The organism is Bradyrhizobium cedriense (assembly GCF_054602315.1).
Map to the genome: position 1 here is coordinate 528,089 of NZ_JBTSWB010000002.1, position 16,339 is coordinate 544,427.

Below are 16,339 nucleotides of genomic sequence, written 5' to 3' on the forward strand. Positions count from 1 at the left end.
GCGCATGACGCGATGCGCACCAGACGATTCCGCTTCGACATGGAGTCCGACCTGTCATGCGCGGCTGCCAAGCGCGCACACGACTGGTCTTAAACCGACGTGCCGGCAAGGCCGCGCTTTGGAGGAAATGCTTATGACGACTGCCGATACCATTTTTGCACCGGTTGGTGCTTCCGGTTTCCTCGATCGTGAACGCACGATCGCGGCGGCCGGTTTCAATCGCTGGCTGGTGCCGCCCGCGGCGCTGTGCATCCATCTTTGCATCGGTATGGCCTACGGCTTCTCGGTGTTCTGGCTTCCGCTGTCGCGCGCGATCGGCATCACGGCGCCGAAGGCATGTCCGGACATGTCGCTGTGGCAGGAGCTGTTCACCACGAGCTGCGACTGGAGGGTCGCCAGCCTCGGATGGATGTACACGCTGTTCTTCGTGCTGCTCGGCGTCTCCGCCGCGATCTGGGGCGGCTGGCTCGAGCGGGTCGGTCCGCGCAAGGCCGGCTTCGTCGCCGCTCTGTGCTGGTGCGGCGGCCTGTTTCTCGGCGCGATCGGCATCTACACCCACCAGCTCTGGCTGATGTGGCTGGGCTCGGGCGTGATCGGCGGCGTCGGGCTTGGCCTCGGCTACATCTCGCCGGTGTCGACGCTGGTGAAATGGTTCCCGGATCGCCGCGGCATGGCAACCGGCATGGCCATCATGGGCTTTGGCGGCGGTGCCATGATCGGCGCGCCGCTGGCGAATCTCCTGATGAACTACTTCAAGAGCCCGACTTCGGTCGGCGTCTGGGAGACGTTCGTTGCGATGGGCGTCATCTACTTCGCGTTCATGATGATCGGCGCGTTCCGCTATCGCATTCCGCCGACCGGCTGGCAGCCGGAGGGCTGGACGGCGCCGGTCAAGGCCAACGCGATGATCTCCAAGAGCAACGTCCACCTGAATGACGCGCACAAGACACCGCAGTTCTGGCTGATCTGGTGGGTGCTGTGCCTCAACGTCTCCGCCGGTATCGGCGTGATCGGCATGGCCTCGCCGATGCTTCAGGAAATCTTCGCCGGCAAGTTGATCGGCCTGCCCGACGTCGGCTTCAACCAGCTCGATGCCGGACAGAAGGCGCAGATCGCGGCGATCGCCGCGGGCTTCGCCGGCCTGCTGTCGCTGTTCAACATCGGGGGCCGGTTCTTCTGGGCCTCGCTGTCGGACAAGATCGGACGCAAGAACACCTACTACACGTTCTTCATCCTCGGGATAGCGCTCTACGCGCTGGCCCCGACCTTCGCGGCGATGGGCTCGAAGCTGCTCTTCGTGCTCGGCTTCGGCATCATCCTGTCGATGTATGGCGGCGGCTTCGCCACCGTGCCGGCCTATCTCGCGGACATGTTCGGCACCCAGTTCGTCGGTGCCATCCATGGCCGGTTGCTGACGGCATGGTCGACCGCCGGCATCATCGGCCCGGTCGTGGTGAACTACATTCGCGAGTTCCAGCTCGCGGCCGGTGTTCCCCGCGACCAGCTCTACAACACCACCATGTACATCCTCTGTGCCATGCTGGTCGCGGGCCTGATCTGCAACTACCTGATCAAGCCCGTCGATTCGAAGTGGCACATGAGCGATGGCGACGTCGCCAAGCTCCAGGCCGCGAGCGCCAGCGCAGCCGCCTCGGGACCGCACGGCTCCTACGGCATCGGCTTCGGCGGGCTCGACGCCAAGGCGGCGCTGTTCTGGGCCTTCGTCGGCATTCCGCTCGCCTGGGGTGTCTGGAAGACGCTGGAGAGCGCGGTCAAGATTTTCTGACGCGCATTGATCACCGCCGGGAGCGCGCCATGCGCGCTCCCGCTGCTCTGACGAGCCGGGGGCATGGACCTCACGCTGCATGCTGCGGACTGGACATCGATAGGCTTTCGCTATCGCAGCATAGGAAGCCTTTATTGATCTGGAGATCAATAAAGGCTTCGCTCTGAGAATTGGCGCGCTGATGAACGCAAAGTCGCGCCCGTCAGCGATACCCCTGAGCTGCGCGTAACTGCTTCCGAGTGCATGAGAAATCACTTGGCATCTGGCATGCCAGAAGCTAAAAGTGGAGCCGTTCTAAAAGTCGAGATCGGGACGAATCGATGAGCCATGACGACGTGCACAAGGTCCGCTCCTTCGAGCATCCCGGGGAGGGACGCCGGCGCGCCAAGGCGACGCCGAAGGGACGCCAGGTCGATCCGGCCGCTGCGCATGAAATTGAGTTGCTGCTCGGCGACCGCCCACGGCGGCGCGACCTGCTCATCGAATATCTGCACCTGATCCAGGACAAGTACCATCAGGTCTCGGCCGCGCATCTCGCTGCGCTGGCCGACGAGATGAAGCTTGCCTTCGCCGAGGTGTTCGAGACCGCGACCTTCTACGCGCATTTCGACGTGGTGAAGGAAGGTGAGCCTGACATCGCGCCGCTGACGATCCGCGTCTGCGATTCACTCACTTGCGCCATGCTCGGCGGCGAGAAGCTGCTCGCCGATCTGCAGAGCGCGTCGGGTCCCGGCATTCGCGTCGTGCGCGCGCCCTGTGTCGGGCGCTGCGATTCCGCGCCTGCTGCAGAAGTCGGTCACAACTTCGTCGATCACGCCACCGTCACCAATGTGATGGCGGCGGCCAAGGCGGGCGACACTCACGCGCATCTGCCCGAATATGTCGACTACGACGCCTATGTCGCCGGCGGCGGCTACAAGCTGCTGGGCCGCGTGCGTTCGGGCGAATTGTCGAAGGACGATCTGCTGAAGGCGCTCGACGACGCCTCGCTGCGCGGGCTCGGCGGCGCCGGCTTTCCGACGGGGCGCAAATGGCGCGCGGTGCTGGGAGAGCCCGGCCCGCGGCTGATGGCGATCAACGGCGACGAGGGCGAGCCCGGCACGTTCAAGGACCGCTACTATCTGGAAACCGATCCGCACCGTTTCATCGAAGGCATGCTGATCGGCGCGCATGTGGTGCAGGCCTCCGACGTCTACATCTACCTGCGCGACGAATATCCTGCCTCGCGCGAAATCCTGGAGCGCGAGATCGCAAAGCTGCCGCCGGGCGGCCCGACGCTGCACATGCGCCGCGGCGCCGGCGCCTACATCTGCGGCGAGGAATCCTCGCTGCTGGAGAGCATCGAGGGCAAGCGCGGCCTGCCCCGGCACAAGCCGCCTTATCCTTTCCAGGTCGGGCTGTTCGGCCTGCCGACGCTGATCAACAACATCGAGACGCTGTGGTGGGTGCGCGACATCGTCGAGAAGGGCGCTGACTGGTGGAAGGGCAATGGCCGCCATGAGCGCCATGGTTTGCGCAGCTTCTCGGTCTCGGGACGCGTCAAGAATCCCGGCATGAAGCTCGCGCCCGCTGGGATCACAGTGCGCGAGCTGATCGAGGAATATTGCGGCGGCATGGCCGACGGCCATCAGTTCTACGCCTATCTTCCGGGCGGCGCCTCCGGCGGCATCCTGCCCGCATCGATGAACGACATTCCGCTCGATTTCGGCACGCTGGAGAAATACGGCTGCTTCATCGGATCGGCCGCAATCGTGATCCTGTCGCAGAAGGACAGCGTGCGCGCTGCGGCGCTGAACTTGATGAAGTTCTTCGAGGACGAGAGCTGCGGTCAGTGCACGCCGTGCCGCGTCGGAACCCAGAAGGCGGCGCTGCTGATGCAGAAGCCGGTCTGGAACCGTGCCTTGCTGGAAGAATTGAGCCAGGCGATGCGCGATGCCTCGATCTGCGGGCTCGGACAGGCGGCATCGAATCCGCTGTCCTCCGTGATCAAATATTTCCCTGACGAGTTCAAGGAAGCGGCCGAATGACGAAGATTACGTTCGAGCTTGACGGCAGGCAGGTCGAGGCCAATCCCGGCGAAACGATCTGGCAGGTCGCAAAGCGCCAGGGACGAGAGATTCCGCATCTGTGCTATTCGCCGGCACCGGATTATCGCCCCGACGGCAATTGCCGCGCCTGCATGGTCGAGATCGAGGGCGAGCGCGTGCTGGCGGCGTCCTGCAAGCGCACGCCGTCGGTCGGCATGAAGGTGAAGACCGAGTCCGCGCGCGCGGTGTCGGCGCAGAAGATGGTGATGGAGCTGCTCGTCGCCGACCAGCCGGCGCGCGAGACCTCGCACGATCCGGAGTCGAAGTTCTGGCACTGGGCCGAGACGACGGGCGTCACCGAGAGCCGCTTCCCCGCCGCGGAACGCTGGGCGACCGACGCCAGTCATCCGGCGATGCGCGTCAATCTCGATGCCTGCATCCAGTGTGGTCTCTGCGTGCGCGCCTGTCGCGAGGTCCAGGTCAACGACGTCATCGGCATGGCCTACCGCAATCACGGCGCCAAGATCGTGTTCGACTTCGACGATCCCATGGGCGAGTCCACCTGTGTCGCCTGCGGCGAATGCGTTCAGGCTTGCCCGACCGGCGCGTTGATGCCGGCCGTGATGCTCGACGACAAGCAGACCCGTGTCACCTATGCCGACAGGAAGGTAGACTCGCTCTGCCCGTTCTGCGGCGTTGGCTGCCAGGTGACGTATGAGGTCAAGGACGAGAAGGTGATCTATGCCGAGGGCCGCGATGGTCCCGCCAATCACAACCGGCTCTGTGTCAAGGGCCGCTTCGGCTTCGATTACATCCACCATCCGCATCGCCTGACCAAGCCGCTGGTGCGGCTGCCGAACGCGAAGAAGGATTCCAACGACCAGGTCGATCCGGCCAATCCCTTCACGCATTTCCGCGAAGCGAGCTGGGAAGAAGCGCTCGACATCGCGGCCAAGGGCCTCGTCAAGATCCGTGACGAGAAGGGCGTGAAGGCGCTGGCCGGCTTCGGTTCGGCGAAGGGCTCGAACGAAGAGGCCTATCTGTTCCAGAAGCTGGTGCGCACCGGCTTCGGCTCCAACAATGTCGACCATTGCACCCGTCTGTGCCACGCCTCGTCGGTCGCGGCCCTGTTCGAAGGCCTGAGCTCGGGCGCGGTGTCGGCGCCGTTCTCTGCGGCGATGGATGCCGAGGTCATCATCGTGATCGGCGCGAACCCGACCGTGAACCATCCGGTCGCCGCGACCTTCATCAAGAACGCGGTCAAGCAGAACGGCGCCAAGCTGTTCGTGATGGACCCGCGCCGGCAGACGCTGTCGCGCCATGCGACCAAGCATCTGCAGTTCAAGCCCGGCTCCGACGTCGCCATGCTCAACGCGATGATCAACACGATCATCACCGAAGGGCTCACCGACGACCAGTACATCGCCGGCTATACCGAGGGCTTCGAGGACCTCAAGGAGAAGATCAAGGAGTTCACGCCGGAGAAGATGGAGCCGATCTGCGGCATCCCGGCACAAACTCTCCGCGAGGTGGCGCGGACCTATGCCCGCGCGAAGTCGTCGATCATCTTCTGGGGCATGGGCATCAGCCAGCACGTCCACGGCACGGACAACGCGCGCTGCCTGATCGCGCTCGCGCTGATCACCGGCCAGGTCGGTCGTCCCGGCACCGGTCTGCATCCGCTGCGCGGCCAGAACAACGTGCAAGGCGCCTCCGACGCCGGCCTGATCCCGATGTTCCTGCCGGACTATCAGCCGGTCGGCCGCGACGACCTGCGCGGCGCCTTCGAGAAGCTCTGGCAGCAGGATCTCGACCCCGTCCGCGGCCTGACCGTGGTCGAGATCATGAACGCGATCCACGCCGGCGAGATCACGGGCATGTATATCGAGGGCGAGAATCCCGCGATGTCCGATCCCGATCTCCAGCATGCCCGCCAGGCGCTCGCCATGCTCGACCATCTCGTGGTGCAGGATCTGTTCGTCACCGAGACCGCGTTCCACGCCGACGTCATCCTGCCGGCCTCGGCCTTCGCGGAGAAGGACGGCTCCTTCACCAACACCGACCGCCGCGTGCAGCTCGCCCGCCAGGTGATCAAGCCGCCCGGCGATGCGCGGCAGGATCTCTGGATCATCCAGGAGATCGGCAAGCGCATGGGCCTGCCGTGGAATTATGCCGGTCCCGGCGATGTCTATACCGAGATGGCAGAGCTGATGCCGTCGCTCAAGAACATCAGCTGGGAACGGCTGGTGCGCGAAGGCGCGGTCACCTATCCGGCGGACGATCCGAACAAGCCGGGCAACGAGATCATCTTCACCACGGGCTTCCCGACCGCGAGCGGGCGCGGCAAGATCGTGCCGGCCCATGTCATCCCGCCGGACGAGATTCCCGACGACGAATATCCGATGGTGCTGTCGACCGGGCGCGTGCTGGAGCATTGGCACACCGGCTCGATGACGCGGCGCGCCCAGGTGCTCGACCAGATCGAGCCCGAGGCTGTCGCGTTCATGTCGCCGAAGGACATGCGCAGGAAGCAGCTCGCGCCCGGCGATTTCATTCGGCTGGAGACGCGGCGTGGTGCCGTCGAGGTCAAGGTCCGATCCGACCGCGACGTGCCGGAGAACATGGTGTTCATGCCGTTCTGCTACGCGGAAGCGGCGGCGAACCTTTTGACCAACCCGGCGCTCGATCCGTTCGGCAAGATCCCCGAGTTCAAGTTCTGCGCAGCAAGGGCCGAGCGCGCGGAGATGAGGGACGCGGCGGAGTAGAAGGCCTCTCATCGGGCACGACGTGCCGCGCAAACTGCTGTCATGCTCCGCGAAAGCGGGGCATCCAGTACGCCGCGGCCCTCGATTCAATCGCGACTGCCTCGGAGTACGGGATCGCCCGGTCGAGCCGGGCGACGACCGCCATTGTGTGGCGCCGGCTTGCGCCACATCGCTTCGCTCCTCGCGATGACGGTGATAAACGTGGCTCATGTCCAAAGTCACGCCCGCTACGCGCACGCTCACAGCCGCCGGTGTCGCCTTCACCGTTCACACCTACGACTATGATCCCGACGCCGAGAGCATCGGCCTCCAGGCGGCTGCCGCGCTCGGCGAAGACCCGGCGCGGGTCCTGAAGACGCTGATGGCGTTGGTGGACGGCAAGCCGGTCTGCGTGATCGTGCCGTCAGACCAGGAAGTCTCGATGAAGAAGCTCGCCGCGGCGACGAGCGGCAAGTCGGCGCAGATGATGAAGCCGACCGAGGCCGAGCGCGTCACCGGCTACAAGGTCGGCGGCATCAGCCCGTTCGGGCAGCGCAAGCCGGTACGTACCGTGATCGAGCAGAGCGCGCTCGCGTACGAGCTGGTCTATCTCAATGGCGGTCAGCGCGGATTGCAGGTGCGGCTGAAGCCCGGCGACGTCAGGGATGTGCTGAAGGCGGTCGTGGCGGATGTGCTCGCGTGACAGCGATGGGGGTGGATCATGAGGTCGCCACGACACTTGTGGCTCGCGTTTCTCATCGGCATCTGCCTTCCGGCCGAGGCGCATCAGGTCAACCTCGTCACGGCGCGTGTCGCGCTGACTCCGGATCGCACGGTGAGCGTCGAGCTTGGACTGAAGGGCAGCGATGTCGATCGCCTGGTCGGCACGAAGACCTATGACGCGAGACGGGACGCTGTCGATCCCGCCGCGGTCGAAGCAGCCAGATCCGCCATCCTCGTCTATATGCGCACACACCTGGCTGTAACGGGCGGCGCCAGGGCCTGTCCGGCCGGAGATGCAGCGATCCTGCCGGACGGCGACGGCATCATCTACCGCAACAGCTTTGCCTGCGTCGATGCCCCCGGTGATCTCATCTATCGCTCGACCGTGCTGACCGAGAAAGACCCGGCCGCGCGACAGGTCGTGCTGATCGCGCAGGGCCGATCCGAGGCGCAGGCCTTGCTCGACGCCGGCAACACGACGGTCACGCTCTCGACCGCGCCCCCGCCGCTGTGGTCGACGATGCAACGCTATCTTCTCACCGGCATGGAGCACATCTTCCTCGGCTACGATCACATCGCATTCCTGATTGCCGTGATGCTGTGGGCGAGACGGCTCATTCCGGTCGTCAAGATCGTGACGGCCTTCACCATCGCCCATTCGATCACCTTGTCGCTGGCCGCGCTTGATGTCCTCGTCATCCCGAGCCGCATCGTGGAGCCTGCGATCGCGGCCTCGATCGTCTTCGTCGCCGTGGAGAACTTCTTCTCGCGCGATGTCGACAGGCGCTGGCGCATGGCCTTTCTATTCGGACTGATCCACGGTTTCGGCTTCGCGGGCGTGCTCCGCGAGATCGGGCTGCCAACGAACGCAACGGTGCCGGCGCTGGCCGCCTTCAACATCGGCGTGGAGATCGGACAGGTCGCGATCGTCGCAGTCGCATTGCCGATCCTCCGAGTAGCCGATCGGCTGAGTGCTGAGGATCGGTCGGAACCGGTGAGGGCGGCGGGGCTGGTCTATGCAGTGTCAACGGTGATCGGCCTGCTCGGCGGCTATTGGCTGCTCGCGCGCGTCCTCGAAGCCTGATTTCTGGCTGCAGCGGCGCGAGACAAACTTCACCCCTGAACAGGTGGCCTCCCCCGCGGCAGGCAGGGGTATCGCATATGAGTTCTTGGCGGGGCCCGAGCGCGCGCCTCGTCCTTCGAGACGACCGGTTCGCGGTCTCCTCAGGATGAGGCTGAGTTGCATTGGTGCCCGCTGAAACTGCTGCCGCGCACTCAGTCCTCATCCTGAGGGCCGCCAAAGGCGGGCGTCTCGAAGGATGACCGCAGGGAAAGGCTCTCAAATGCGATGGCCCTGCCGAACAGGCATGCGGCCTCTTGCACTTGAGTTCGCTCACAGGCTCTGTATAGAACTGGAATATAAATAGAATGTCATTCTGTACAACAGAACGATGATAGGGAGGGACGAAACGATGGAATCCGACCGCGTCCATCAAGGCGACGGCCAGCCGGTCTCATTCACTCCCGAAGCCGTCATCTCGGCCTTCGAGGCGATCCCGGACCTGCTGGCACGCGATGCCGCTCTGACCGCTCGCGGACGCTGGCTCGACGTCGACTGCCTGCTTGGGCCGAACACGCAGCCATTTCACGTTGCCATCCGCGCCGGTCAGATCGTGGATATGACGCCGGCTCCCGTGCTGATGCGCTCGTGGCGGTTCGCCTATCGTGCGACGCCCGCTGCGCTCGCCGCCTATTGGCAGCAGATCCCGCCGGCGGGCTGGCATGACCTGCTCGCGCTGACCAAGCGCGGACAGGCGACACTCGAAGGGGATCTGCATCCCTTCATGACGCATCTTCAGTATTTCAAGGACCTGCTAGCTCTGCCGCGGCGAACCGGCCTCGGAGGCGCGTCATGAACGGCTTCGTCGAGCCGATCATCGGCCGCTATGTGCATGTCGAAATCGATGGTGAGATCAACCGGATCTACTTCGAGGAAAACGGCAGCGGCATTCCTCTGGTCTGCCTCCACACCGCCGGTTCTGACGCACGGCAATGGCGCCATCTGCTCGGAGATGACGAGTTCACGAGACATTTCCGCGTCATCGCCTTCGACATGCCCTGGCACGGCAAGTCCAATCCGCCTGACAGCCAATACGGCACCGAGTACCGGCTGACCACCGCAGGCTACACCGCAACCATCCGCGCGTTCTGCAATGCGCTGAAGCTGGAGCAGCCGGTGGTGATGGGCTGCTCGATCGGCGGCCGTATCGTGCTCAATCTCGCCATTGAGCACGCCCGCGAGTTTCGGGCTCTGGTCGGGCTCGAGGCGGCGGACTTCCAGCAACCCTGGTATGACACGGCCTGGCTGAACCGGCCCGATGTCCATGGCGGCGAGGCATGTGCCGCACTGGTGTCGGGCTTGATCGCGCCTGGCGGCCCCGAGGCGGCACGCAACGAAACGCTGTGGGGCTACAAGCAGGGCGGTCCCGGCATCTTCAAGGGGGACCTGTACTTCTACCGGGTCGATGGCGACCTGCGCGGACGCACCGGTGCCATCGACGTGAACCAGTGCCCGCTCTATCTCCTGACCGGCGAGTACGACTTTTCCTGTACGCCCGAAGACACGCTGCGCACCGCTTCCGGCATCCCCGGCGCCAAGGCCACTGTCATGGAGCGGCTCGGCCATTTTCCGATGAGTGAAAACCCCGATCAGTTCCGGCGCTACATCGCGCCGGTGCTGCAAGACATTCTCGACAATCAAAATCCGTAAAAGGGAGGCGTATCTTATGAAGTTGCATTGGATGATCGCGGCAATTCTGGCCGCACAGGCGAGCACTGCGCTTGCAGCCGATAATGTGATCAGGATCGGCGTTCTCAACGACCAATCCGGCGTGTTCGCCGACAATGGCGGGCGAGGCTCGGTCGCGGCTGCAAGGCTCGCCGCCGAGGACTTCGGCAACGAACTGCTCGGCAAGAAGATCGAGATCATTTCGGCCGACCATCAGAACAAGCCGGATATCGCATCGGCCACCGCTCGCAAATGGTTCGACAATGAAGGCGTCGACATGATCGCGGACGGCGCGGCCTCTTCGGCCGGCTTTGCCATCCTGGAAGTCGCCAAGCAGAAGAACAAGATCTTCGTGATCTCGGGCCCCGGCTCGTCCGACTTCACCGGAAAGTCCTGTTCGCCGGTGAGCTTCCACTTCAACTACGACACCTACGCGCTGTCGAAGCTCACGAGCGACGCGATCACGCGGGCCGGTGGCAAGACCTGGTACTTCGTGACGGCCGACTACGCCTTCGGCCACGCGCTCCAGCGCGACGCGACCAAGTTCATCGAAGCCGCCGGCGGCAAGGTGATCGGCTCGGCCGCGCATCCGCTCGGCACCGCCGACTTCGCGTCGTTCCTGTTGCAGGCGCAGGGCTCGAAGGCCGACGTCGTCGGGCTGGCGACCTCGGGCGCGGACGTGCAGACCGCGATCAAGCAGGCGGGCGAGTTCGGCATCGTCGAGGGCGGCCAGAAGCTCGCCGGTCTTCTCGTCTTCATCACCGACGTGAATTCACTCGGCCTGAAGGTCACCCAGGGCTTGCAGGTGACGACCTCGTTCTACTGGGACCTCAATGAGCAAACCCGGGCCTGGTCCAAGCGTTACGCCGCTCTGATGGACGGCAAGGTCGCAAGCATGGTGCAGGCCGGGGTCTATAGCGGCGTCCACCACTACCTGGCCGCCGTGAAGGCGGCGGGCACGACGGATGCAACGGCCGTTGCCGCCAAGATGCACGAGATGAAAGTCAACGATATGTACAACAAGGACGTCACGATCCGTCCCGATGGGCGCGTGCTGCACACCATGCATCTGGTACAGGTGAAAAAGCTGGAGGAGTCCAAGTACAAGTATGACTACTACCGGGTCGTCAGCTCCAAGCCGGGCGAAGAGGTGTTCCGGCCGATGAGCGAGGGCGGCTGCCCGCTGGTAAAGTAACTGCGTCGGCCGGGCAGGTGATTGCACCCGCCCGGTCGCAGGATTTTCGAGGAGAATAACGGAATGTCTGGTTCGATTGGGTTCATCGGTCTCGGGGTCATGGGCGAGCCGATCTGCCGAAACCTCTTGCGCAAGAGCGGGCGGCCGGTGCTGGCGTTCGACCTCGCCGCAGAGCCGCTCGCGCGCATCGTTGCGGATGGCGGGACGGCGGCGAAATCGGTCGAGGATGTCGTCGGCGGCACCGAGACGATCTTCCTCTGCCTGCCCAGTGCCAGGCACGTGACGTCGGTCTTCGAAGGCATCCTGCCGACCATCGGAAGCGGACAGACCGTGATTGATCTCGGCACCTCCGATGTCGGCCTGACGCGGTCGTTCGCGAAGCAACTCGCTGACAAGGGTTCGTTCTGGATCGACGCGCCGATCGCGCGCACGCGTCAGGCTGCGCAGGACGGCACGCTCAGCGTCATGGTTGGCGCGACAGTGGAGCAGTTCGCGAAGGTCGAGCCGCTGATCCGGCATTTCGCCACCGATGTCACCCTCTGTGGCGATACCGGGGCCGGCCAGGTCACGAAGATCCTCAACAACATGGTGCTGTTTGAGACCGTCAATGCGCTGGCGGAGGCGGTCGCGATCGCCAAGCACAGCGGCGTCGAGCCGAAGCTGCTGCTGGAGACCCTGTCCAAGGGGTCGGCGGACAGCTTTGCCCTGCGTAACCACGGCATGAAGGCCATCCTCGCCAAGGAGTTTCCGCTGCGCGCCTTCTCGACCGAATATGCAATGAAGGATCTCTCTTACGCGCTCGAGCTGGGTAGCCAAGCCGGCCTGAACCTGCGCGGCGCGGCGCTGATGCGCACGATCTTCCAGGAGACGATCGACAAGGGCATGGGTGATGCGTATTTTCCCATTATCGCAAAGCTCATCGATCCCTCCGGATTCCCTGACTAGGAGACCGCATGCCTTCGCCCGGTGTCGCCGCCGTCGACCGCGCCCTGAGCATCCTTGCCGCCTTCGAGGATGCGCCGGAGCCGATGACGCTGGCCGAACTCGCCCGGCGCACCAAAATGTACAAGAGCACGCTGTTGCGGCTGATGGCGTCGCTTCAGGAATTCGGCTATCTCGTGCAGTTCGCCGACGGTCGTTACCATCTCGGGCCGACGCCGTTCCGGCTCGGCGCGGTCTATCAGCGCAGCCACAATCTGCATGATCGCGTGATGCCGCTGCTGCGCCAACTCGTGGTTGATGGCACCGAAAGCCCGTCCTATCACGTGCGGCATGATGCCAAGCGCAGGCTCTGCGTCTTTCGTGTCGATTCCCAGCATTCGACGCTCGACCGGGTCGAGGCTGGCATGCTCCTGCCGCTCGACCGCGGCGCGGCCGGCCGCATCATCCTCGCGTTCGACGGCGACAGGGGCAACGCTTACGACGAAATCCGCGAAGCATGCATCGCGGTGTCGTTCGGCGAGCGCGATCCGGATTGCGCGGGCCTTGCCTGTCCCGTGTTCGGTCCCGGCGGCAAATGCGTCGGCGCGCTGTCGCTTTCGGGGCCGAAGCCGCGCTTCACGCCGGAGAACGTCAAGAGGATGACGTCGCTCCTGCTGACGGCCGCCATCCGCCTGACACGCGCGTCGGGCGGTCCGACCGAACTTCTGGACAGTGCGCTGGCCGCTTCGGCCGATACCGCTGCCCGGTCCACGCGCCGCGCAAGACGCTAGGCGGACTACTGCCTCTGCAGCAGCTTGAGCCGGCAGCGCAGCGCTTCGCGGATATGTGCCCGTGCAAGCTGCTCCGCCTTGTCGCCGTCGCGCGCGGCGACGGCCTCGATGATGCCTTGGTGCTCGCCGTGACTGGTCGAGGGGCGGCCCGATACGGTGAAGGTGGTCGGGCCGAGCAGGGCGATCCAGTCCTGCAATTCGCGCGAAGCGTTGTCGAGATAGCGGTTGCGCGCAGCGCGGCAGATCGCCTCGTGGAAGGCGCGGTTGATCCGCGCCATCTCGGCGGTGTCGGTCTGGGGCGCTTCGACGAAAGCCTGCTCGATGTCTCGGAGCGCCTCGATCTCCGTCGTTGAGGCGTGTTCAGCAGCGAGACGCGCGGCGGCGCCTTCCATGATCTCGCGCATGGCGTAGAGCTCGAGCACCTCGGAGATGTCGAGATTGCGCACGATGAGCCCACGGCCGCCGGCGGGCTCGACGAAGCCGCGCGCGGCGAGGCGGCCCAGCGCTTCGCGAACCGGGGTGCGGCTGACCTTCAGCCGCTGGGCGACCTCCTCTTCGCGCAGCCGGTCGCCCGCGCGGTAGCTGCCGGCCTGGAGCGCCTCGCACAGCGAGCGGAACACGGCTTCGCCCAGCGCAACGCCGGCGCTGCGCGAAATCGACCCGCCTGTCCTTGCCGGGCGTCTGGCCATTTGTCCCTCGATGCGCATCCTGTCCATGCAGATGCGCCGCTTGCACGCCTTATGTATATCTTTGTATACAAACGTGCGCAATGGTGGGATTGGTCGGGTCATGCCGCTGACGGACAGAATGTCTCTAACTTCGTGTGCCATCGGGCAGAGGGTATGAGCAGCAAATACGACGTGCTGGTGATCGGCGGCGGCAATGCGGCTTTGTGCGCGGCGATCAGCGCCCGGCGCGGCGGCGCCTCGGTGCTCGTGCTGGAAGGTGCGCCAAAGTTCTATCGCGGCGGCAACACCCGCCACACCCGCAACATGCGCTGCGCGCATGATGCCGCGACCGAAATCCTGACCGGTCCTTATACCGAAGAGGAGTTCTGGGAAGATCTGCTGCGCGTCACTGGCGGGCAGACCGACGAGGTGCTGGCGCGCCACATGATCCGGGAGTCCAAGGACATCCTGAACTGGATCGTGGAGCAGGGTGTGCGCTGGCAGCCTTCGCTCGGCGGCACGCTGAGCCTCGGCCGCACCAACTCCTTCTTTCTCGGCGGCGGCCGCGCGATGCTGAACGCGCTGTATCTCACCGCCGAACGGCTCGGCGTCGACGTCGCGTACGACGCCGAGGTCATCGACCTCGTGATCGAGGACGGCATGTTCCTCGCGGCGCGCCTCAAGCGGCCGATCAACGGGGAGACCGAGATCCGCGCGACCTCGCTGGTTGCCGCTGCCGGCGGCTTCGAAGCCAACATCGAATGGCTCAAGCAATATTGGGGCGAGGCCGCCGACAACTTCCTGATCCGCGGCACGCCCTATAACCGTGGTTCGATCCTGAAGATGCTGCTCGACAAGGGCGTGCAGGAGGTCGGCGATCCCACCCAGTGCCATGCCGTCGCGATCGACGCCCGCGCGCCGAAATTCGACGGCGGCATCATCACCCGCCACGACTCCGTGGTCTTCGGGATCGTCGTCAACAAGCACGCGCAGCGCTTCTACGACGAGGGCGAGGACATCTGGCCGAAGCGCTATGCGATCTGGGGCCGGCTGGTCGCGGCGCAGCCCGACCAGATCGCCTACATCATCTTCGATTCGACCGTGGTCACCAGCTTCATGCCCACCCTATTCCCGCCGATTGCCGGGCAGACGGTGGCGGAGCTCGCCGGCAAGCTCGAGCTTGATCCGGTCGTGCTGGAGAAGACCATCACCGAATTCAACGCCGCGGTGCGGCCCGGCACGTTCGACCACACGATTCTGGATGACTGCGTGACCGAGGGCATCACGCCGCCCAAGACCCACTGGGCGCGCAAGATCGAGACGCCGCCCTATCTGGCCTATCCGGTGCGGCCCGGCATCACTTTCACCTATCTCGGCACGCGCGTGAACAAGGAGGCGCGGATGCTGATGGCCGACGGCAAGCCGTCGGCCAACATGTTCGCGGCGGGCGAGATCATGGCCGGCAACGTGCTCGGCAAGGGTTACGCGGCCGGCATGGGCATGACCATCGGCAGCGTGTTCGGGCGGATAGCGGGACGGGAAGCGGCGAAACATGCACGGAACTAGGATTCTCGACGAAGCCGACCGTCTGATGACGGTCTGCAATTCCTGTCGCTATTGCGAGGGCCTGTGCGCGGTATTTCCGGCCATGGAGATGCGCCGCGCCTTCTCCGACGGCGATCTCAACTATCTCGCCAATCTCTGCCATGGCTGCGGCGCCTGCTACGTCGACTGCCAATTCTCGCCGCCGCATGAGTTCAACGTCAACGTCCCCAAGACGCTGGCGGTCGCGCGCGCGGAATCCTATGCGGCCTATGCCTGGCCACAGGCGCTCTCCGGCGCGTTCGCGCGCAACGGCCTCGTCATCAGCATCATCGCCGCGCTCAGCATGGCGGCCTTCATCCTCGGCTTTGCCGCGCTGAACGACCGCAGCGTGCTGTTCGGCGTGCACACCGGCCCTGGCGCCTTCTACAAGCTGATGCCGCATAACACCATGGCCGCGCTGTTCAGTGCCGCCTTCCTCTATGCGATCCTGGCCCTCGTCATGAGCGTGCGCGCCTTCTGGCGCGACATCGGCGCACCAATTGGCAACCGTGCCGACGGCGGCTCGATCTTCCAGGCCATCCGCGATGCCGGCGAGTTGCGCTATCTCCATGGCGGCGGCGTCGGCTGCTACAACGAGGACGACAAGCCGACCGACCGGCGCAAACTCTATCATCACCTGACGTTCTACGGCTTTCTGCTGTGCTTTGCCGCGACCTCTGTCGCTACCCTGTATCACTATCTGCTCGGCCGCGAGGCGCCATATCCGTGGTGGGACCTGCCCGTGGTGCTGGGCTCGCTCGGCGGCGTCGGCCTGATCGTCGGCCCCATCGGCCTGTTCACGGCCAAGATGCGACGCGATCCGGCATTGCTCGACGAGAACCGCTACGGCATGGACGTCGGATTCATCGCGATGCTGTTCCTGACCGGCCTCACCGGAATGCTGCTGCTGGGCCTGCGCGAGACTGCCGTGATGGGGCCGCTGCTCGCGCTGCATCTCGGCGCCGTGTTCGCCCTGTTCATCACCATGCCCTATGGCAAGTTCGTGCACGGCATCTACCGCTTTGCCGCGCTGGTGCGTTACGCGCAGGAGCGGCGGACGGCGGCGTGACCCGCGGATCCGTCCGCCCGGACTGCCCGTTCAAGCCTACTCA

The 16,339-nt window shown here is 64.8% G+C and carries 13 protein-coding genes; 12 read left to right on the forward strand and 1 reads right to left on the reverse strand.

The annotated features are described in order from the left end of the window. The first annotated feature begins 133 nt into the window (after positions 1 to 133). From ACYCVF_RS08805 to ACYCVF_RS08850, 10 genes are all read left to right on the forward strand, one after another. A complete protein-coding gene (locus ACYCVF_RS08805; RefSeq protein WP_459602933.1) occupies positions 134 to 1,786 on the forward strand; it encodes an OFA family MFS transporter in 1,653 nt (550 codons plus the stop codon). 320 nt (positions 1,787 to 2,106) lie between these two features. Then, entirely contained in the window at positions 2,107 to 3,813 is a 1,707-nt protein-coding gene (locus ACYCVF_RS08810; RefSeq protein ID WP_459602931.1) for an NADH-ubiquinone oxidoreductase-F iron-sulfur binding region domain-containing protein, read from the forward strand. Continuing rightward, on the forward strand, positions 3,810 to 6,578 hold the full coding sequence (gene fdhF, locus ACYCVF_RS08815; RefSeq protein ID WP_459602929.1) for a formate dehydrogenase subunit alpha: 2,769 nt from the start codon (positions 3,810 to 3,812) through the stop codon (positions 6,576 to 6,578). Before ACYCVF_RS08810 ends, fdhF begins: the two co-directional genes overlap by 4 nt. Before the next feature lie 208 nt (positions 6,579 to 6,786). Then, on the forward strand, positions 6,787 to 7,260 hold the full coding sequence (gene ybaK, locus ACYCVF_RS08820) for a Cys-tRNA(Pro) deacylase (RefSeq protein ID WP_459602927.1): 474 nt from the start codon (positions 6,787 to 6,789) through the stop codon (positions 7,258 to 7,260). An 18-nt stretch (positions 7,261 to 7,278) separates the two neighbouring features. Next, a complete protein-coding gene (locus ACYCVF_RS08825) occupies positions 7,279 to 8,364 on the forward strand; it encodes a HupE/UreJ family protein (RefSeq protein WP_459602925.1) in 1,086 nt (361 codons plus the stop codon). 388 nt (positions 8,365 to 8,752) lie between these two features. Continuing rightward, entirely contained in the window at positions 8,753 to 9,196 is a 444-nt protein-coding gene (locus ACYCVF_RS08830) for a hypothetical protein (RefSeq protein WP_459602923.1), read from the forward strand. Further along, positions 9,193 to 10,050, forward strand: a complete 858-nt coding sequence (locus ACYCVF_RS08835; RefSeq protein WP_459602921.1) for an alpha/beta fold hydrolase — start codon at positions 9,193 to 9,195, stop codon at positions 10,048 to 10,050. Before ACYCVF_RS08830 ends, ACYCVF_RS08835 begins: the two co-directional genes overlap by 4 nt. A 16-nt stretch (positions 10,051 to 10,066) precedes the next feature. Beyond that, positions 10,067 to 11,263 (forward strand): ABC transporter substrate-binding protein, encoded by a 1,197-nt coding sequence (locus ACYCVF_RS08840; RefSeq protein WP_459602919.1) that lies wholly within the window; start codon positions 10,067 to 10,069, stop codon positions 11,261 to 11,263. A gap of 63 nt (positions 11,264 to 11,326) precedes the next feature. Then, complete coding sequence (locus tag ACYCVF_RS08845; RefSeq protein ID WP_459602917.1) at positions 11,327 to 12,208, forward strand: NAD(P)-dependent oxidoreductase; 882 nt, start codon at positions 11,327 to 11,329, stop codon at positions 12,206 to 12,208. Between the two features lie 8 nt (positions 12,209 to 12,216). After that, positions 12,217 to 12,975 (forward strand): IclR family transcriptional regulator, encoded by a 759-nt coding sequence (locus ACYCVF_RS08850; RefSeq protein ID WP_459602915.1) that lies wholly within the window; start codon positions 12,217 to 12,219, stop codon positions 12,973 to 12,975. Between the two features lie 5 nt (positions 12,976 to 12,980). On the opposite strand, the gene ACYCVF_RS08855 is transcribed toward ACYCVF_RS08850, so the two are convergent. Beyond that, positions 12,981 to 13,664: a GntR family transcriptional regulator gene (locus ACYCVF_RS08855; RefSeq protein WP_459602913.1), complete on the reverse strand. Its 684-nt coding sequence runs from the start codon at positions 13,662 to 13,664 to the stop codon at positions 12,981 to 12,983. Positions 13,665 to 13,817: 153 nt separating this feature from the next. On the opposite strand from ACYCVF_RS08855, the gene tcuA reads away from it, so the two are divergent. Together tcuA and tcuB are read left to right on the forward strand one after the other, a co-directional pair. Then, positions 13,818 to 15,209 carry an FAD-dependent tricarballylate dehydrogenase TcuA gene (tcuA, locus tag ACYCVF_RS08860; RefSeq protein WP_459602911.1) on the forward strand — a complete coding sequence of 464 codons (1,392 nt, stop codon included), beginning with the start codon at positions 13,818 to 13,820 and terminating at the stop codon, positions 15,207 to 15,209. Then, positions 15,196 to 16,296, forward strand: coding sequence for a tricarballylate utilization 4Fe-4S protein TcuB (gene tcuB / locus ACYCVF_RS08865; RefSeq protein ID WP_459602909.1), 1,101 nt, complete (start codon positions 15,196 to 15,198; stop codon positions 16,294 to 16,296). Before tcuA ends, tcuB begins: the two co-directional genes overlap by 14 nt. The last annotated feature ends 43 nt before the right edge of the window (positions 16,297 to 16,339 follow it).